The 18,528-nt window shown below is 37.8% G+C and carries 16 protein-coding genes and 1 pseudogene; 14 read left to right on the top strand and 3 right to left on the bottom strand.

Annotated features, from left to right (window positions below; genetic code table 11):
* Positions 1-55 precede the first annotated feature (55 nt).
* Together RGU12_RS07490 and RGU12_RS07485 are read left to right on the top strand one after the other, a co-directional pair.
* Positions 56-931, top strand: a complete 876-nt coding sequence (locus tag RGU12_RS07490) for a YitT family protein (RefSeq protein ID WP_309535512.1) — start codon at positions 56-58, stop codon at positions 929-931.
* Between the two features lie 202 nt (positions 932-1,133).
* Positions 1,134-2,063 carry a nuclease-related domain-containing protein gene (locus RGU12_RS07485; RefSeq protein ID WP_309535511.1) on the top strand — a complete coding sequence of 310 codons (930 nt, stop codon included), beginning with the start codon at positions 1,134-1,136 and terminating at the stop codon, positions 2,061-2,063.
* 641 nt (positions 2,064-2,704) lie between these two features.
* On the opposite strand, the gene RGU12_RS07480 is transcribed toward RGU12_RS07485, so the two are convergent.
* Entirely contained in the window at positions 2,705-3,385 is a 681-nt protein-coding gene (locus RGU12_RS07480; protein WP_309535510.1) for a phosphoribosylaminoimidazolesuccinocarboxamide synthase, read from the bottom strand.
* Between the two features lie 234 nt (positions 3,386-3,619).
* On the opposite strand from RGU12_RS07480, the gene RGU12_RS07475 reads away from it, so the two are divergent.
* Positions 3,620-5,341, top strand: a complete 1,722-nt coding sequence (locus RGU12_RS07475) for a sulfate adenylyltransferase (protein WP_309535509.1) — start codon at positions 3,620-3,622, stop codon at positions 5,339-5,341.
* A 49-nt stretch (positions 5,342-5,390) separates the two neighbouring features.
* Here the strand turns inward: RGU12_RS07475 and RGU12_RS07470 are convergent, their stop codons facing one another.
* Positions 5,391-6,371: a diaminopimelate dehydrogenase gene (locus tag RGU12_RS07470; protein WP_309535508.1), complete on the bottom strand. Its 981-nt coding sequence runs from the start codon at positions 6,369-6,371 to the stop codon at positions 5,391-5,393.
* A 219-nt stretch (positions 6,372-6,590) separates the two neighbouring features.
* Entirely contained in the window at positions 6,591-7,328 is a 738-nt protein-coding gene (locus RGU12_RS07465) for an IclR family transcriptional regulator (RefSeq protein WP_309535507.1), read from the bottom strand.
* A 247-nt stretch (positions 7,329-7,575) separates the two neighbouring features.
* Here RGU12_RS07465 and RGU12_RS07460 point away from each other — a divergent pair, with 247 nt between their 5' ends.
* From RGU12_RS07460 to RGU12_RS07410, 11 genes and pseudogenes are all read left to right on the top strand, one after another.
* A complete protein-coding gene (locus RGU12_RS07460; RefSeq protein WP_309535506.1) occupies positions 7,576-8,520 on the top strand; it encodes a fumarylacetoacetate hydrolase family protein in 945 nt (314 codons plus the stop codon).
* Between the two features lie 4 nt (positions 8,521-8,524).
* Positions 8,525-9,022, top strand: coding sequence for a DinB family protein (locus RGU12_RS07455; protein ID WP_309535505.1), 498 nt, complete (start codon positions 8,525-8,527; stop codon positions 9,020-9,022).
* Positions 9,023-9,046: 24 nt separating this feature from the next.
* Positions 9,047-10,159 (top strand): cupin domain-containing protein, encoded by a 1,113-nt coding sequence (locus RGU12_RS07450; protein ID WP_309535504.1) that lies wholly within the window; start codon positions 9,047-9,049, stop codon positions 10,157-10,159.
* A gap of 65 nt (positions 10,160-10,224) precedes the next feature.
* A complete protein-coding gene (locus RGU12_RS07445; protein WP_309535503.1) occupies positions 10,225-11,436 on the top strand; it encodes an FAD-dependent monooxygenase in 1,212 nt (403 codons plus the stop codon).
* Between the two features lie 273 nt (positions 11,437-11,709).
* Positions 11,710-12,522 (top strand): TrmB family transcriptional regulator, encoded by an 813-nt coding sequence (locus RGU12_RS07440; protein WP_309535502.1) that lies wholly within the window; start codon positions 11,710-11,712, stop codon positions 12,520-12,522.
* A gap of 54 nt (positions 12,523-12,576) precedes the next feature.
* Positions 12,577-13,431, top strand: a complete 855-nt coding sequence (locus RGU12_RS07435) for a fumarylacetoacetate hydrolase family protein (protein WP_309535501.1) — start codon at positions 12,577-12,579, stop codon at positions 13,429-13,431.
* A 254-nt stretch (positions 13,432-13,685) separates the two neighbouring features.
* Positions 13,686-15,230 (top strand): Na+/H+ antiporter NhaC family protein, encoded by a 1,545-nt coding sequence (locus RGU12_RS07430; RefSeq protein ID WP_309535500.1) that lies wholly within the window; start codon positions 13,686-13,688, stop codon positions 15,228-15,230.
* Positions 15,231-15,371: 141 nt separating this feature from the next.
* Positions 15,372-16,223, top strand: coding sequence for a D-amino-acid transaminase (gene dat / locus RGU12_RS07425; protein WP_309535499.1), 852 nt, complete (start codon positions 15,372-15,374; stop codon positions 16,221-16,223).
* Positions 16,224-16,324: 101 nt separating this feature from the next.
* Positions 16,325-17,785, top strand: coding sequence for a Na+/H+ antiporter NhaC family protein (locus RGU12_RS07420; RefSeq protein WP_309535498.1), 1,461 nt, complete (start codon positions 16,325-16,327; stop codon positions 17,783-17,785).
* Positions 17,786-17,947: 162 nt separating this feature from the next.
* The gene (locus RGU12_RS07415; protein ID WP_309535497.1) at positions 17,948-18,211 is read left to right on the top strand and encodes a (2Fe-2S)-binding protein; all 264 of its coding nucleotides are present in this window, start codon (positions 17,948-17,950) and stop codon (positions 18,209-18,211) included.
* Positions 18,208-18,513: pseudogene (locus tag RGU12_RS07410) on the top strand ((2Fe-2S)-binding protein); the annotation flags it as partial. The gene RGU12_RS07415 and the pseudogene RGU12_RS07410, both read left to right, overlap by 4 nt.
* Positions 18,514-18,528: the final 15 nt, after the last annotated feature.

The raw sequence follows: 18,528 nt of genomic DNA, 5'->3' as shown, positions 1-18,528 counted from the left end.
ACAAATAATGTACGTTAAATGAAAAAAGAGATTAGTTGGGAAAGAGGACTCAAAAATGAGTACAATGGTCAAGCAAAGAAGAATGACTGGACTTAAAAAAGTAACACGCGCAATAGCAGTTATAATCGGGGCATTTATAACAGCATATGGACTGGAGGCAATCTTAATTCCAAACAACGTCTCAGATGGTGGTGTGACTGGTCTGAGTATTGTTGGTTCAGAATTAATGGGAATACCTCTAGGAGTTTTAATTGCAGTTCTAAATATCCCTTTCATATTTTTAGGATATAAACAAATCGGGAAAAGTTTTGCTATTTATTCTGTTATCGGCATTGCTTCATTAGCTTATGGGACAAGCATTATGCACCACATTCCAACCATTATCCAAGGAGATACACTGTTAGTAACCGTTGTTGGTGGGATTATTATCGGATTCGGTATGGGAGTCGCATTACGAAATGGTGGTGCATTAGATGGCATTGATATGTTAGCCGTATTACTATCTCGGAGATTACCTTTTGGAACAAGTGATCTGATTTTATTCTTAAACTTATTTGTTTTTATTGTAGTTTCAACCGTTTTTGGACTACAAGGGGCCTTCTTATCAGGCATTGCTTATTTTATAGCGTCTAAGGTGATTCATACTGTGGAGGAAGGTTTAAGTGGTTCTAAAACCTATAAAGTTATAACAAGTCAACCCGAATTAATGGTAGAAACGATACGTGATCGTTTAGGTCGAAGTGCAACATACAATATTGTTGAAGGCGGTTATTCAAATGAGCAATTTAAAGAAATTACTTGTATTATTAACCGTTTAGAGGACAGTAAAATGAAAGAAATCATTTATGAAATTGACAAACAGGCCTTTGTTGTTGTGTATGACGTTGCAGAAGTTAAGGGGGGCAACTTTAAGAAAAGAGACATACACTAATACCACACTTTTCCATTTTTGTGCCTGCCTCTTGGTAGGGGGAAGCATCACTTATCGGAGGCAGAGCAGAGCCGGAAAAAGTATATGAAACAAAGAATAATTAAAAGATAGTCAATATCAATTACTCATTGGCAAATTTTAGACTAAAATATTGTAAAAATACTGATTGTTTTGTAAAATAATGTTGAAAGGATGTGATGGTTTGATTATTAAACCACGTGGTGAAAACATAGAACTAGAGCTTTTTCACTCATTACGGGTTCACAAGAAACTTGAAGTAGAAGATGAAAACAATTTTGCTTACCTTGAAAAAGGGTGGCTCGGCGAAAAACAGTTCGATCTATTGCTTTTAGGTCTTCCAAATGAATGCCTCATTTTAAACAACCTTCTCCTTAAAGTGAATAACTCCTTATTCCAAATCGACTCCCTGCTAATCACACAAAAGAAAATTTATATCTTTGAGATTAAAAATAACGAAGGCGATTATTTCTTCAAAAATGATCGCTTGTACATGTTTACTGGAAAAGAAATCAAAAATCCTCTCAACCAAATTTCTCGTAGTGAATCATTATTTAGACAACTCCTCCAAGATTTGAGATTTAATAGTATAGTTGAATCTCAGGTTGTATTTATAAACCCGGAGTTTTTTCTATATGAAGCACCAGTTAAAACACAATTTGTTTTTCATGCGCAACTTGGTCGGTTTTTAAAAAAGTTAGAGATAACAGCAGCTTCTAAGGTTTCTGCGGATCATATTCGATTTGCGGAAAAGTTAGCTTCAATGCATATTACGGAAAATCCATATTCACGCTTACCTATATACACATTTGAGGAGTTGGAGAAGGGGATTGCATGTGGACGCGGGTGTGGATGCCTAGATCTTGAAGATACAAATAGACATACTTTGATTTGTAAAAAATGTAAATTTATTGAGGACAAAGAGTCAGCAATTTTAAGGAGTGTAGGGGAGTTTAGTTTTCTTTTTCCTGAAAAACGAATAACGTTGGATGTTATATATACATGGTGTAAGGTGATTAAATCTAAAAGGACAATCCAAAAGATTCTATCTAAGAATTATGATTTAGTTTTGTTGGGTAGGGGATCTTATTATGTTGAAAAGGAGAAGAAATAAGTGTGATTTATAGTTTTCTCAACGGAGCTTCTAGTATAGGTACTAGTAAGCTTTCTTCTAGTTTTATTTAGTCGATGCCAGGTTCATTTTAGGTTCCCAATCTCCTGGTTCTATCCAACTTAATGTGGTTTCATACCTAAATAGGTTTGGTGTCGCCTAATATCATCCAACTGAGTGACGGTTTCATTTCTTAATAGGTTTGGTAACTCCTAATATTATCCAATTGAATGTCGGTTCCATAGCCTAATAGGATTGTAATTACCTAATATTATCCAATTGAATGTCGGTTTTATAGCCTAATAGGTTTATAATCACCTAATATTATCCAGTTGAATGTCGGTTTCATAGCTTAATAGGTTTATAATTACCTAATATTATCCAATTTGGTGTCGGTTTCATAGCCTAATAGGTTTATAATCACCTAATATTATCCAGTTGAATGTCGGTTTCATAGCCTAATAGGTTTATAATTACCTAATATTATCCAATTTAGTGTCGGTTTCATAGCCTAACAGATTCGGCAACCCCTAGTTTTATCCAATTCCATGCCTCTTTTAGCTTTTTCAACGCAACGGGCCAGGTTAATCACTGTCCCACATAATAAAAGAAGCCAAGCATATTGCATTAGCTTCTTTTTTCGATTATAAAAACATTTTCTCTAATTCAAGTGGTTCCACGTATTCGCCGTCTTTGTAGGCGCGCATGTTTCCGCCAGAGATTTCATCAATGAGGAAGATTTGTCTGTTCTCGCCAGTACGTCCAAATTCGAATTTGATATCATATAGCTCTATACCCTTCTTCGCAAGCTCATCCTTGACGATCCCTGCAATTTGTTGGGTAAGTTCTTTTAATACTTGATATTCTTCTTTAGATAAGATGCCAAGCATGTCCAAAGCGTCTTCACTGATTGGAGGATCTCCACGACCGTCATCTTTTAAGGTCACTTCCACAAAAGCATCCAAGGCTTGTCCTTCTTCAGCATATAAGCCATATCGGCGTAGAAAGCTACCGACAGCACGGTATCTGCAAATGACTTCAAGCCCTTTACCGAATACTTCAGCCGGTTTGACTGTCATGGTTGCTAGTTCGATATCAGCGTCCATATAGTGAGTAGGAATCCCTTTTTCATTTAACCGTTCGAAAAAGTATTTTGTTAGTTTTAATCCAGCACGTCCTGCACCCTCAATGGTTAAACCAACAGTATTTGCACCTGGATCAAAAACGCCATCAACGCCTGTGACATCGTCTTTAAATTGTAGTAAGTAATTTCCGTCCGGTAATTTATAGACATCTTTTGTTTTACCTGTGTACTTTAACTCCATGTCAATCCCCCTATGCGAATTCAATTACATAATAATCATAAATTTAAAATTATTGTGGAACAAGAGTTAATTCTGAAGTATAACGCTTACATCGAAAAATATGTTTGTCGATTTATCCTTTGTCATTTTTTGTTGTTTAATGTATAATTACCTGAATTTTCTAAAAAGATATTAAGTTTAAGAAGGATATAAAGGATATCAATAGAATATATGTGGTAAGGGGAGGGTGATATGATGAATCAATATACAGATGTATTGAATGAAAAAACATTTGCAGGTTATCCACAGCAACCACATGGTGGCAAATTGGTGAATCGTGTTCTTGCCGGGAAAGAGCAGGAGGAAGCGATGGAAAGGGCCAAGCAGTTACCTATGATTATGGTGGATTTGGAGGCTGTCATAACACTTGAAATGATTGCAACTGGGGTATTGTCTCCTAACGAAGGCTTTATGGATGAGGAAGATTATAAGTCTGTGTTGACGAAAGGCCGCTTGAAAAATGGGGTCGTTTGGCCGGTGCCTCTTAGTTTTGCACCTATAGGTGACCGGAACGCGCAGATTATTAAGACATTGTCCGTAGGGGATGAGGTTGCTCTTGCTGATGAAACAAGAGTGCCTGTCGCCATTCTTAAATTGACGGATATTTTTCACTATGATCGTGAGTTCCGTGCAAATCATGTGTTCGGCACAACTGATCGAAACCACCCAGGTGTAGATTCAATCTATCGTCGAATGGGTGATACAGCCTTAGCTGGACCAATCACATTGCTCCGTCGAGCCCACTGGGGACCATTTGAAGAGATTCGTATGGAGCCAAAGGATACTTGGAAGCTATTTTACGAGACAAAGAAGTTTAAGTCGGTTGGAGGATTTATTACAGGGGCCAATCCTTTACACCGCGGACACGAGTATATTCATCGAAATGCATTAGAAGAGTTGGAAGGTTTATTTGTTCAGCCACTGGTAGAAATGGCAAAACGTGAATATACTCGACATGAGTTCCGGGTATTGTCCTATCGCAGTGTGCTGGATACATATTATCCAAAGGAAAGAACGATTCTAGCACCATTGCGTGTTACTTATATTTTTGCGGGACCACGTGAGGCTGTCCTTCATGCATTGATTATGAAAAACTACGGATGTACACATGCCCTAATCGGACGAGACCACGCCGGTATTGGTGATTATTATGACAAATATGCGAGCCATACCATTTTTGACGAATTTACACCAGATGAATTAGGAATTGATATTCGTCTGTTCCATGAAGTGTTTTATTGTACACGTTGTAGTGCACAAGCAACCGAACAAACATGTCCACATGATGAGCAATATCGGATTAATATTTCGGGGACAGGGATTCGCGAGCTGTTGCGTTATGGTGTGTTACCTCCAAAGGAAATTGTAAGACCAGAATCAGCGCGAATTGCGATGCAGGGCGTGCAGCCAAAGGGTGTAGATGAGAATCATATGGCGATCTCACCAGTCGGGAAAACGATAAAAAGTATTTTCCCTTATTATTTAACGAGGTCAGGAATTGGTGGTCCAAAACGTAGAACGCCCCTTGAGGTTGAGGAGCTTACGATTGAAGATTTAGAGAGCGCTATCATGGATGCCCGTGAAAATGCGGATAAGATTTATAAAGATATTTTCAAAGAGTTCAGCTATGTTTCAGACAACCTTCGTTCCGCACAGCCTGATTGGGTGGCATCAGCAAGGGAATCCATTCATCGACAACAAGAGATGGTGGTTGAGTATTTAGAAGAAAAAGTAGATAAAGCACTAGATCAAGCTTCAGACGAATTTATGTACCAGGATAAGTCAGAAGCGGAGCGTGAACTAGAAGTGGCAAGGAAAATCTTTGATGATATTCCGGCACCGCTTCGATCCGAAGATCTTCAATACCGAATTTGGAACCCACTGCCATATAAACGATACAGAGGTAGTGATGAGTAGCTAAAATTCAAAAATCACTCACAAATGTGTGAGTGATTTTTTTGTTTGCTTATAAGTAACCTTTACGTAATTGCTCAGGTGATTTAGGAGAAATATAGCTTGGCGCTACATCGAATACTGTTTTCGCACCAAATTGCTTTTCTTGGCTTAAGCGGTATGCAGCTCTTGCATATGCAACCAAAACAGCCGAAGTAAACTCTGGATTACTATCTAGTTTTAAAGAGAATTCGTAAATTTGTTTAGTGCCTTCACTTGTTTGTCCACCGCGAATCACAAACCCACCATGTGGAGCTTTAGAGTGGTCTCGGTTTAATTCTTCTTCAGAAATAAAGTTCACTTCTGTCTCATAATCCGCAAAGTAGTTTGGCATTGTTTTAATTTCATTTTCAATAGCAGCTTTGTCTGCACCTTCTTCTGCAACCACATAGCACACACGACGGTGTTTTTCAGCAGTTGTTAGTTTTGGGTTTGAACCACTGCGAACTTTATCCATTGCATCCTCAGACGGAATCGTATATTGGACACCGTTTTTAACACCTTCGACACGTCTAATTGCATCAGAGTGACCTTGGCTTAGACCTTTGCCCCAGAAGGTATAATTTTCACCATTTGGTAAAATGGCATCCGCCATCACACGGTTGATTGAGAATAGACCTGGATCCCAACCTACTGAGATAATAGCTGTTGTATTTTTTGCAGCTTCATTTACAGATTGGTAAAACTCAGGAATTTTTGCGTGTGTATCAAAACTATCTACAGTATTGAACATGCTAGCGAATTGTGGAGTTTGTTCAGGTAGATCAGTCGCAGAACCACCACAAAGTAGCATAACATCAATTTTACCTTGATAATCACTTGCATTTGAAATATGTTCAGCTTTTACGTTTGCATCCTCAAGGTTTAAGCTTTCTGGGTCTCTTCTAGTAAAAACTGCAACTAATTCCATATCAGGAGATTGTTTAATAGCTTTAATTGCGCCTTTTCCAAGATTACCGTAACCTACGATACCTAGTCTAATTTTGTTGCTCATATACATTTCTCCTTTACTTCAATTACTTTCAAAAAAATACGTTCAAACCTAAAGTTCCCACTTTTTCGGGTCGCTCTTTTTATGATTTTTTTGATAATACTAATAATAATAGAAACTGTTCTATATGCCAAATATTTTCTTCGAGATTCGAAAAAGTTTTTCCATCGGTAAACAAAATCACCTAATCTCTAATACTCATTAAGCCAGTCTACTTACCTTTTAAAAATTCTTTGATATTTCTACCCGCATTTTTTGTAAGAATTTACTCTGTGGATCATCAATGGTTCCTGGTATATCGGATGAAAAACCAACAAGTGTAATGATTCCGATTAATTCATTTAGATAGTTCAGAATGGGTAGAGCGACGGAAGACACTTCAGAGATCAAAGGTTCCTTTGCAAAAGCGATTTTTTCCTTCCGTATGATTTGTGCCTCATCTAGATCTTCCATGATGGTAGATTGGTAATTTTCTTTCCATTTCTTTGTCTTTTGCTGCTCGGCAAAAAGGTTGAAAATCTTTCCGGCTGCAGAATAGGGTGGAAGTAACGTTCCAATCTCTGCACCAATATTTAAGATTTGATTGGAGCGGGTGATTTTTGCAATCACAGGTCCATTAAAGGTTGGTACAGAAAATAATGCCGTATTGTTTGTATGTTCACTGATCGATTGTAAATAAGGCGAAATGATCGCGAGGACGTCTTGATTGCCCATAGCTGTCATTCCGTACTGGATTAATTTTGAACCTAAGTGGTACAATCCGCTATTCTGATCGCGAAAAATTAGATCATCTTGGACAAGGGTATTGATGTATTTATATAAATTGCTTTTCGTGATGTTTGTCTCTGCTTGGATTTCGGTAATCTTCAACGGCCTCCTCGCTTTCGCTATTGTATCTAAAATTGAAATTCCAATGCTTAAGGATTGGATGGTGTCTCTACTTTTCTTTGTTGTTTCCATATTTTATTCCCCTTTAATTATCTGTAAAATTAGTTAATTTAAATAATTTAGACATTGACTTTATAAAAAATTCTGACATATAATTATTATATATAGTATAACTGATTATCACAATGGTGGAAATAGTAATTTTGAGGTAGGTGGTTTTACTGTAAAACACGGTGCATATTTTTCAATATAAATAGCGTGGAAATGTTTATTCGATAGTATCCGTACAACGAAAATTCCAATGAAAAGGGAGAATACAATGAAACTAATCACTTTTACGGCAAATGGTTTTACAAGAATCGGAGCACTGACAGACGACAATAAAGTTATCGATCTAAATTACGCTTATCAGGCACAATTACAAAGTGAAGGAAAGTATCGCTTTAAGGAAATTGCAGAGGCGTATGTTCCGTCTGAAATGGAAGCGTTTTTACAAGGCGGTAAAGAAAGCGTTGAAATTGCAAAGAAAGCCGTTACCTACGCATTAGAGAATCCCACTACATATAGACATCAACTGATTTTTAATAAGGAAGACATTAAAATCGAGGCACCATTGAATAGACCTGGGAAAATCTTTGCGGTTGGACATAACTACCGTGAACATATTTTAGAGATGGGGCGTCAAATTCCAACACATCCTGTTTTGTTTGCCAAGTTTGCAAATACCATTATTGGCCCACAAGATGATATCCCATTCCAGCCGGTTTCAGAACAACTGGATTATGAAGCGGAATTCGCATTTGTAATCGGAAAGCGTGCGAAAAATGTTTCGGAAGAAGATGCTCTCGATTATGTAGCAGGGTATACCGTTGCAAATGATGTGACGTATCGCGATATTCAACGACGCACCCTTCAATGGCTTCAAGGTAAAACAGTGGATGGTAGTTTACCACTTGGCCCATGGCTAGTGACGGCAGATGAAATCAAAGATCCACAACGTTTGGAAATGGTTTTAACCGTTAATGGGGAAGAGCGACAACGAACAAACACAGCAAACCAAGTCTTTACAGTAAAACGGCTAGTCTCCTTTTTATCACAATTAGTAACATTAGAGCCGGGTGATCTTGTGATTACGGGAACTCCTGGTGGTGTCGTTCAAGCAATGGAGCCTCAAATTTGGTTAAAGGACGGCGATGTTGTCCGCGTCGAAATTGAGCAAGTCGGTGTGTTAGAAAACACAGTAAGGAAAACGAGGGAGGAGTAAGAACATGACGCAAAAAAATATTACTTCTGTGAATGAATCGATTGATAGAATCGTAGAAACAGTGAATGGTTTACCGGAAGAAGCCATTCGTTGGCAGCCATCAAATGATGAATGGTCGATTATGCAAATCATGGCCCATATTGTTGAAGCATTACCTTATTGGATAGAGGAAATTGAGTTGCTAGTTGAAACGCCAGGTAAAGAATGGGGTAGAAACCATCTTCATGAGGGACGATTAGAAGCGGTAAAGCCTGAAACAGTGGAGGCCATTTCTGTAGTCGAAATGGTGAAGGAGCTTGAAAAGGTTAAACGAACAGTTCAGGCCGGAATTGAAAATTTAACAGAAGAACAGCTCTCGGCAGAAGCAACAAGCGTAAATCCAAACTTCGGAACGAAACCGCTGTCATTTATTATTGAACATTTAATTGACCAGCATGTGAACAAACACGAAGGTCAAATTAACCGTAATCTATCCAAGTTAAGTAGTAAAAGTTCAAAATAAAAATGAATCGAGGAGAGGTTTAATATGGCTGAAAAAGCAAGTTATCTGAAGGATCAGGATGTAAAGGACTTTACGAAAGATATTCAGCAGTACAATCTTGGACCATTATGGGAAGCAATTCCCGAAGTAATGAATAAAACTCCAGAACCTCATGCGCAAGCTTACTTATGGACAGGGGAATTGCTAGAAAACAAGCTAATGGAAGCTGCAGAAATCTTTACACCAGAACGTGGTGGGGAACGTCGAGCGATCTATTTTCAAAATCCTGGGTTAACCTACCGCCAGCCTTGGGGACATGTTTCAACGACTCAAACTTTATATGCTGCTGTTCAGCTTCTTTTACCTGGGGAACAAGCACCGTCTCATCGTCATACACAAAGTGCGCTTCGTTTTATTACAGAAGGGGAAGGTGCTTATACGATTGTTCAAGGTGAACGAATTTTTATGGAAGAAGGAGACTTCCTAATCACGCCAAAAAATCTATGGCATGGGCACGGTCATCTCGGTAGTAAACGTATGATATGGATGGATGCGTTAGATATTCCGACGATTTACAATTTAGGTGGTACATTCTTTGAACCATATGCAGATGGTTTACAACAGCCGAATGTTCCTGACAATTTCTCAGAGAAACGATATAGAGGCGGAATGGTACGTCCAGTGGGCGATGAAAAATATGATGTTGCACCACTCGCAAACTATAAATGGAGTCGGACGGTTGATGCAATAAAAGGGTTAATGGAATTTGATCCAAATCCAAACCATGGCTTTGCTGTCGATTATATTAATCCAACCACTGGAAAATCGGCTAATCCAACGATGGGTACACGAATGCAGTTCTTGCCAAAAGGATTCAACACAAAATCACTTCGTCATACACATTCAACCATTTATCATGCGTATAAAGGATCTGGATATACGATTATTAATGGTGTCCGCTTTGATTGGAAAGCAGGCGACTATTTCGTTGTTCCAAACTGGGCATGGTATGAACATGTTTCTGCGGAGGATTCTTACCTCTTCTCAGTTAATGATCTTCCAATTATGGACCGCTTTGAATTGGAAAGAGAAGAACAATATGAGAAAAACAATGGGCACCAAACAGTTACAGGAGAATTTAAGCCGGATTTTAGATAGAACGTTATTGATGGGAAACGCCTTGTTGTTTCCCTAGCTATTTCACTTGAGAGGAGAGGACAAATATGACAAACAGCAAACAAAATCCAATAATCGTCGTTGGTGGCGGAATAGGTGGCTTAGCAACAGCACTTGGACTTGCCCAAGCCAATAAATATGTAAAGGTATTAGAACAAGCTCCGGAATTTGGGGAAGTAGGGGCTGGCATTCAGCTTGCTGCAAATGCAACGAATGTATTACAAAAGCTAGGTGTAATGGACAAAATCAGTGAAAATGCTGTTTTTCCAAAACGCTTGGTATTAATGGATGCGTTTACAGGTAAAGAATTATCTGCACTTGACATTGATCAAGTCTATCGTGAAAGATATGGTGCACCTTACATTGTCTTGCATAGGACGGACCTTCAAAAGGCTCTCCTTGACGCATGTATTGCACATCCAAAGGTAGAACTTCTTACAAATCAAGAAATCAAAACGGCAGCTGATAATGGAGATGCTGTAGAAGTATTTACGGCTGATGGGGAATCTTTTACAGGTTCTGCTGTAATTGGTGCGGATGGGATTTGGTCGAAGACACGTAAATTATTTGTTGATGATGAGCCAATTTGCTCCGAATATGTAGCGTATCGTGGAGCGATTCCTATGGAAGAAGTCGCGAGTGCAAATGTAGGAGATCCAGAAGACGTGTATATGTTTATTGGACCAAACATGCACGTTGTCCAATATCCGGTAAGACGTGGAGAACTATACAACCAGGTCGTTGTGTTTAAGAGTAGCCAGTATCGAAAAGAAATTGAACATACTGACCAATGGGGTACTCCAGAAGAAATGGACGAGGTCTTTAAGGATACATGTGACCGAGTGAAGACAGCGATTTCGTATATTTCAAGACAAAGAAGATGGCCAATGTATGATCGTAATCCAATTGAAAACTGGACGCAAGGCAACATTACCCTGATGGGGGATGCTGCCCATCCAATGCTTCAATACTTGGCACAAGGGGCTTGTCAAGCATTAGAAGATGCAGGATACCTAGCCGATATGGTCAGAAAACACGGTGATAACTATCATCAAGCCTTTTTAGACTATCAAAAAGAGCGTTTACCGCGTACTGCCTATGTACAAACAAGTGCGAGAAACTGGGGAGAAATTATCCATACCACGAACCCAATCACAACCTTGCTCCGAAACAAGATTCTCGAAAATCGAACAGACAAGGATTATAAGTATATCGATCAATACCATGGATATAAAAAAGTTTTAGAAGAGGTTAATTAACAGGGACAAGGGGACAGCTACGTCGTCCCAAAATGAAGAATAAACAATGATCCTCACAGTGAGTGAGGATTTTTTACTTTTTATCTTGGTTAATGGAGAAACGTCTGATCAAGACAAATTCCTGAGATGGGCGTCATCTTTGTTAAAGCGCGAAAAAATCAAGTTGGAATAGATCCTTACAAAAGTGGCTTTTCGAACACTTTAAAAGTAATAATAATACATATTGACAATATTACTACCGAGGTAGTAAAATCTACTCAAGGAGTGAATAGATTGAAAATTAATGAAATTGTAAGTAGTTTAAAAGAACTTGGATTTACGGAGTACGAGGCAAAAGTTTATATCGCCCTTTTGCGTTCTCACCCATCAAACGGAAATATCATTGCTACATTATCAGGTGTGCCTGCTCCAAAGGTGTATGAGACACTTAGAAAAATGCAGGAACGTGAAATTGTTAGTAGTGTTTCAGGTGGAGATAAAGGAAATAAAATCGGATACATACCAACCTCATATCAAGATTTACTTGAACAAAAAAAGAAAGCATTTTCAGAAAATGTGAACTTTCTAGAAAATGCTCTTGAAGAAATCTCCACCACAAGTGATACGAATTGGACAGAGCTGTTTACGATACATGGTTACTCAGCATCCATAGATGCGATCCAATCTGCAATAGAAAGTTCCAAAACCCAAATTCTTTTGAATGGTTGGATGAAAGAATTAAAAATTCTGATGGAGCCTTTACTTGCTGCGTTTAACCGAGATGTTGACATTGTTACTTTAACATTCGATCAAGAAGATTTGAAAGTACCATGGAAAAATTTTACCCACTATCAAATTAATAATGCGTTACGCCGTCATACAGGCGAACTTTGTATAGTTATTGACAATGAAAAATCCATTATATTCAAAACGTTAATTGAAGGAGACGGTGCCCATGCTGTAATCTCAAGTCATCCATCCACTGTGATGACCACAAGCAACTATATTCGCCACGACATTCTAGTTAATCGAATGACGTTTGAATTTAAGGAAGAATTAGAGAAACGATATGGGAAAGATTTCGACAAACATATTAATGATATTTAAATAAAAACCTTGTAGCTGGAAAGCTATAAAAATTTACAGATAAGGAGAGAGAATATGAAACTATTAAATTTTAAACAAGATGGAGAAATTCGCTTAGGAATTAAAACGGAAGAAGGGATCATTGATACTACCACTGTATTTGACAGCCTTATTACGATGGAAGAAGTTATTTCTCAAGGAACTGAAGGATTAGCAGAGCTTCAAGATGCTATACAAAATGCTTCTGTTTCATACCTGGATGAATCCAATCTTACTTATGCGCCAGTTGTTACAAATCCTGAGAAGATTATTTGCGTAGGTTTAAACTATGCAAAACATGCAGCTGAGGCGAATCTGCCAATTCCTACTTCTCCTGTGTTATTTAGTAAATTTAATAATGCACTTGCTGCACACCAAGAGATCATTGAGCTTCCAAAAAATGGGGAGAAATTCGATTATGAAGCGGAACTAGTAATTGTGATAGGCAAAACAGCGAAGAATGTAAGTGAGGAAGAGGCACATGATTATGTGTTTGGCTACAGTGTTGGAAATGATTTTAGCGAACGTAGTTTTCAATTTCGTACGAGTCAGTGGTTATTAGGAAAAACAGGTGATAAGTACGCCCCTGTAGGTCCTTATGTTGTTACATCTGACGAAATCGAGGATGTGCAAAATTTGAAGGTTGAATGTAAAGTAAACGGCGTTACCCGCCAATCAGAGAATACAAGGGACATGGTTTTTAATTGTGCTGAGATTGTAAGCTATGCTTCGCAATATATGACACTAAAGCCTGGTGACCTTATTTACACTGGTACTCCATCTGGGGTTATTGTTGGTTATCCTGAAGAAGAACAAGTCTGGTTAAAATCAGGTGATGAAATCACAATTTCTATAGAAAGTCTAGGAACTCTTACGAATGTGCTTGAATAATTAAGAGAACTGACTCCATCAAAGAAGAAAAACAACTAGAATGTGTGGATAGGCTTAACATAAGTGAGGGTTTCCGCACATTCTTTTTAAATGTAAAATTTGTAAGATTGTATATCTTTTTTTAAACTGTAAGTTCAATAGAATGTAATCGTTTTCGAGTGAGGGGGGATGCCAGAATAAAATTGCTCCTAGATGTAGATTGTGAATAAAGTAGAGTTTGTGAATTTTATAAGTACAGAAACGGAGGTTAATTTATGGAAGGAACAATCATTTCTCTGCTACCATCGGTTATCACAATCGCTTTGATTATATTCACCCGTAGAATTTTCTTATCGTTGGGAACAGGTATCCTTTTAGGTGCAATACTCATTGAGCAGTGGAACGTTTTTGCAAGTGTTGTTACTATTTTAGAGATTATGAAGGGTGTACTTCTAGGAGATAGCAAAATACTTATCTTTGTTTTATTAATCGGAATGATGACATCACTTATCTATCTTTCAGGTGGAATACTAGCTTTTTCAGAATGGGCCATTAATAAAGTCAAAACGAAAGTCCAGGCGAAAATGGTTACTCTTTTATTAGGCTTTGTCATATTTTTCGATGATGCATGTAGTTGTTTGCTTCGTGGAAACGTTGTAAGACCAATCACTGATAATTATCGAATTTCTCGCTCTAAATTATCGTATTTAGTTCACTCAACTTCTGCACCTATTATCCTAATTATACCATTATCAGGTATGGCTGCCGCAGTAGCTGCTATTATGGGTGGGTTATTATCCGACAATGGGATAAGTAGCTATGGAGCTTTTGAAGCTTTTGTCCTAACAATACCGTCCAATTATTACGCAATTACATGTCTTCTAATGGCATTTATGGTCGCTTATTTTGGAATTAATCTTGGACAGATGCGTCGTGACGAAAAGCGTGCATTCGAAGAGGGAGTATTATTTGATACTTCAAGAGGTGTCGTACCAGGACAAAGTGATAATAAATTACCAGCTAGAAAGGATGGGAAGGTTAATGATTTAATGCTTCCTGTGGTAACTCTTGTTGTTGCAACGATCGCGATTGCCCTTTGGATCGGTATCTCGAATATTGATGGGCCAATCACAGGTAGTGGGATTTTAACAAACATGGATGTTACGACTGGTCTGGTGTATGGAAGTTTACTAGCTTGTCTTGTTTCTTTAATAAAATTATTTTTTAAGAAGACAGAGTCAAAGGATATTACAAATGCAATCTTTTCAGGTTTGAAAACCACTTTACCAAGTGTACTTATATTATTTCTAGCACTTATTACAGCTGAAATTATTGGGGAATTAGGTGTAGGGACATATTTAGCAACATTATTTAGTGATTCAACGTCGATTTCATGGTTCTCTGTTATTTTCTTTGTATTAGCAGCTATTATGTCTTTTTCTACGGGAAGTACATTTGGTACCTTAATTTTAATGTTACCTATCGGTGCTGAGATCATTGCCATCATAGACCCTACCTTTGTTATACCAGTATTCGGCGCTGTTCTTGCAGGTTGTATATTTGGTGAACATAGCTCTCCGTTGTCAGACACATCTATTCTCTCTTCTATTGGAAGCGGTGTACACGCTATTGATCACATCATGTCGCAATTGCCTTATGCATTAATTTGTGGAGTTGTATCTATTTTTGGTTACATGATTCTTGGCTTCACTAACAGTGTAATCATTGGTCTATTATCTACAATATTAATCCTTGTTTTGGTTGTATTTATTCTAAAAAATAAACTTTCTACCAGCAGCACATATGAAATGGATGCCTAAATTTTTTTATAGTCTCTATGCCTTCTAAGTAAATAGTATAAGTGTAAAATGAAAAATTTTAATATTCTGGATATTGACGATAGTTTAATTACGGATTTTTTAAAGTGGATGAAAGTATTTGATTGAAGGAGTTGTTATGGGATGAGTTATGTTCTGGATAATGACCAGATTGTTTTAAGGGAAATTGTGAAAATTGATTTCTTAGACAGAGCTTATGTATTTGGCGACGGCGTTTATGAAGTGATTGGGGTCTATAATGGAGCACCCTTTAAATTGGAGAAACATTTAGCGAGACTTCAGTACAGTGCTGATCAGATTGAACTAGACATTCCTTACGGATTAGAGGAATTAAATAAAAAGTTACTGGAACTAATTGAAAAGAATCAGCTATGTACGGGCTTTATTTATTTACAAATAAGCCGAGGTGTTGCACCAAGAACACATCACTTCCCGCAAATAGAGGTATCACCTAAACTAATCGCGTTTACGACAGAAACAACTAGATTACCAGAAGACTTTTATACAAATGGTGTAAAAACAATGCTCGTAGAAGATATTAGATGGCTTAGGTGCAACATTAAGAGTTTAAATTTGTTACCTAATGTGTTAGCAAAAGAAACAGCCATTAAAAACGATTGTTTTGAAGCTATATTGCATAGAGGTGAAACGATAACAGAAGGTAGTTCATCCAATGTGTTTGTGAGAAAAGGGAATAAACTGTACACTCATCCGGCAGATAACTTTATTTTAAACGGTATTACTAGACAAACTGTGCTAGAAATATGTGAAAAAAATGCTATTGAAGTGATTGAAAAGACTTTTACTAAGGAGTTTTTATTACAAGCAGATGAGGCATTTTTATCTGTAACCTTTTTAGGCATTATACCCATCCAGAAAGTCGATGAAACAACAATTGAAATAGGTGAAATCACGAAGAAAATCCAAGATGAATTATACCAACTTACACATAAAAGCGGGACTGCTTCTCTATAAAGACAATATCACTGTTTATTCCAAATTAAAATATGAGTAGAGCTCACATCTTGAAGAGACAGACTTGAATCATTTATATAAAAAATCGGGGGAGCAAAAAAATGAATAATGAAATTTCGAATGTGCAATTTTATGGTGGTCGGTTGGTTTCCTTAATACCTTTTGGTCTATTTATAATTATAGCAATCTTAATTTCTGTCCTTAAAGCGCCAGATCTAAGAGGCATGTGGGCTGCAGCCTTAATTGGAATTATGGTCACCTATTTTTTAAGTAAGGATAAAGAAAAATATTCTCAGGCAGTTATTGAAGGGATGGCTGATAAGATAGCGGTTATTCCAGTCGTTTGTTGGATTTTTGCTGGAGTATTTGCCCAAGTATTAAAAGACTCAGGATTAGTAGACGGTATTCTTTGGGCTGCCTATCATGTAGGTGCTACTGGTACATTATTTGTAATTATAGCATTTGTAGCCAGTGCGCTTTTTGCAACTGCAACAGGTACCTCGTTTGGAACCATTATTGCGGGGATATCCGTTTTATATCCCGCAGGTATACTATTAGGCGCCGATCCGATTGTATTAGCAGGAGCCATTGTAGGTGGAGCTGCCTTTGGAGACAATATTGCACCTATTTCAGATACAACCATTTCGTCTGCAGCAAGTCAAGGTGCAGATGTAGGTGGTGTAGTGAAATCAAGGATTCGTTATGTAATTCCTGCAAGTATTATCACAATCATTCTACTTGCTATTTTTGGTGGAGGTGGTTCAGCACAGGAAACACTCCCCTACGAGCAATTAAGTCAACATATGAACCCAATTGGTTTAGTGATGCTTATTCCTGCCATCATAACCATTATCTTTGCAGTTAAAGGTGCGCATTTAATTAGTGCAACGACAATTGGAACGGTTGTGGGAATTATTATTGCCCAACTATTTAATTTAAATAGCTTTTCAAATTTAATATATATTGAGGATGGGGCTGCACAAGGAGTGTTTGTAAATGGAATCGGCGGGATGGTTGATATATGTATTTTTGCTTTATTAATCATGGCATGTGTCAATATTATGAGAGTAGGAAATGGTGATAAAGCATTAATGAGTATTGCAGAAAGGTTTATATCCACTGTTAGGGGAGCGGAGGCTTCGATTGCAGGACTTACATTAGGTTTGACTTCTGTGATGGGCCTTAATGCGCCGCCAATACTTGCAATCGGAATTTCCTACGCAAAGCCTATTGGAGATAAATATAAGATTCATAAATATCGAATTGCCAATATACTAGACGCTTTTGCAAATACGTTGTGCTTTGTTTTACCTTGGTCACCTGCTTTATTTTTAGTTGTCTCATTAACGGCTGAAGCTAACAGTGTTTATGGTGATATCGTCCCTGTCTTATCGACCGGACAACTAGGGATTTGGATTATATATTGTTGGGCTTTGTTGGCTGTTATGTTCTTCTCTGTAATAACTGGTTGGGGTAGGACTTATGTGGGGAGTGACGGAGAACCAATTAAATCCCTATCGTTAGCTGGGGACAATCAAGATCATAAAAATATAGGGGTTTAATTTTAATTAAATCATAGTATGATAGAGTAGAAGAAAGCGCTTACCTTTCTTCTGCTTATTCTTGTTTTACGGATTATTTTATAGGGGATTATGGATTTGGATAACGAACCCTAGATGATTTTCTAACATACCACTACTGGGAAAAAGGAGGATTTCAAGCCAATGAATAACCTGATTATTTGCAGGTGTGAAGAAGTGACTTTAGAAGATATCAACAATACAGTTATGAAGTATGAATGCTCTGCCCGTGAAGTGAAACTGCGTACGAGAGCCGGAATGGGGTATTGCGGTGGTCGCGTATGCCGAACTGCAGTCGATGCCGTTTTACATGAGATAAAAGGGGAAAAGCCTGGTAATGAAATTCCATTAAATATTAAACCACCAGTCCGACCAGTATCTCTTTCAGCATTAGGAGGTCAATCATGAATCAAAACCGTATCATAGAGCATCCCGTTTTAGGTAATTTAGAAAACAAAAAACCAATCACTTTTACATATGATCAAAAAGTTCTCCAAGGATATGAAGGAGATACGATCGCATCGGCACTTCTTGCGAACGGTATTCGTCTTCTGCGTGTGCATGAACAAAGTGGGGCACCACGTGGGATTTATTGTAATATCGGCCATTGCTTTGAATGTCGTATGACTGTTAATGAAATGTCAGGGGTGCGCGCATGCTTGACGGAGTTAAAGGAAGATATGATTATCGAAAGCGGAAAAATACAACCGCTCCCATTTTCGAAA

Source organism: Ferdinandcohnia sp. QZ13 (assembly GCF_031324165.1).
GTDB lineage: Bacteria > Bacillota > Bacilli > Bacillales > Bacillaceae_L > Ferdinandcohnia.
This window is presented reverse-complemented; position numbering and strand designations above follow the sequence as displayed.

Excerpts from the sequence above, each read along its gene's own strand:
- RGU12_RS07490 (WP_309535512.1), top strand. The coding sequence starts at position 56 with ATGAGTACAATGGTCAAGCAAAGAAGAATGACTGGACTTAAAAAAGTA.
- RGU12_RS07480 (WP_309535510.1), bottom strand. The coding sequence starts at position 3,385 with ATGGAGTTAAAGTACACAGGTAAAACAAAAGATGTCTATAAATTACCG.
- RGU12_RS07475 (WP_309535509.1), top strand. The coding sequence starts at position 3,620 with ATGAATCAATATACAGATGTATTGAATGAAAAAACATTTGCAGGTTAT.
- RGU12_RS07470 (WP_309535508.1), bottom strand. The coding sequence starts at position 6,371 with ATGAGCAACAAAATTAGACTAGGTATCGTAGGTTACGGTAATCTTGGA.
- RGU12_RS07465 (WP_309535507.1), bottom strand. The coding sequence starts at position 7,328 with ATGGAAACAACAAAGAAAAGTAGAGACACCATCCAATCCTTAAGCATT.
- RGU12_RS07460 (WP_309535506.1), top strand. The coding sequence starts at position 7,576 with ATGAAACTAATCACTTTTACGGCAAATGGTTTTACAAGAATCGGAGCA.
- RGU12_RS07455 (WP_309535505.1), top strand. The coding sequence starts at position 8,525 with ATGACGCAAAAAAATATTACTTCTGTGAATGAATCGATTGATAGAATC.
- RGU12_RS07450 (WP_309535504.1), top strand. The coding sequence starts at position 9,047 with ATGGCTGAAAAAGCAAGTTATCTGAAGGATCAGGATGTAAAGGACTTT.
- RGU12_RS07445 (WP_309535503.1), top strand. The coding sequence starts at position 10,225 with ATGACAAACAGCAAACAAAATCCAATAATCGTCGTTGGTGGCGGAATA.
- RGU12_RS07435 (WP_309535501.1), top strand. The coding sequence starts at position 12,577 with ATGAAACTATTAAATTTTAAACAAGATGGAGAAATTCGCTTAGGAATT.
- RGU12_RS07430 (WP_309535500.1), top strand. The coding sequence starts at position 13,686 with ATGGAAGGAACAATCATTTCTCTGCTACCATCGGTTATCACAATCGCT.
- dat (WP_309535499.1), top strand. The coding sequence starts at position 15,372 with ATGAGTTATGTTCTGGATAATGACCAGATTGTTTTAAGGGAAATTGTG.
- RGU12_RS07420 (WP_309535498.1), top strand. The coding sequence starts at position 16,325 with ATGAATAATGAAATTTCGAATGTGCAATTTTATGGTGGTCGGTTGGTT.
- RGU12_RS07415 (WP_309535497.1), top strand. The coding sequence starts at position 17,948 with ATGAATAACCTGATTATTTGCAGGTGTGAAGAAGTGACTTTAGAAGAT.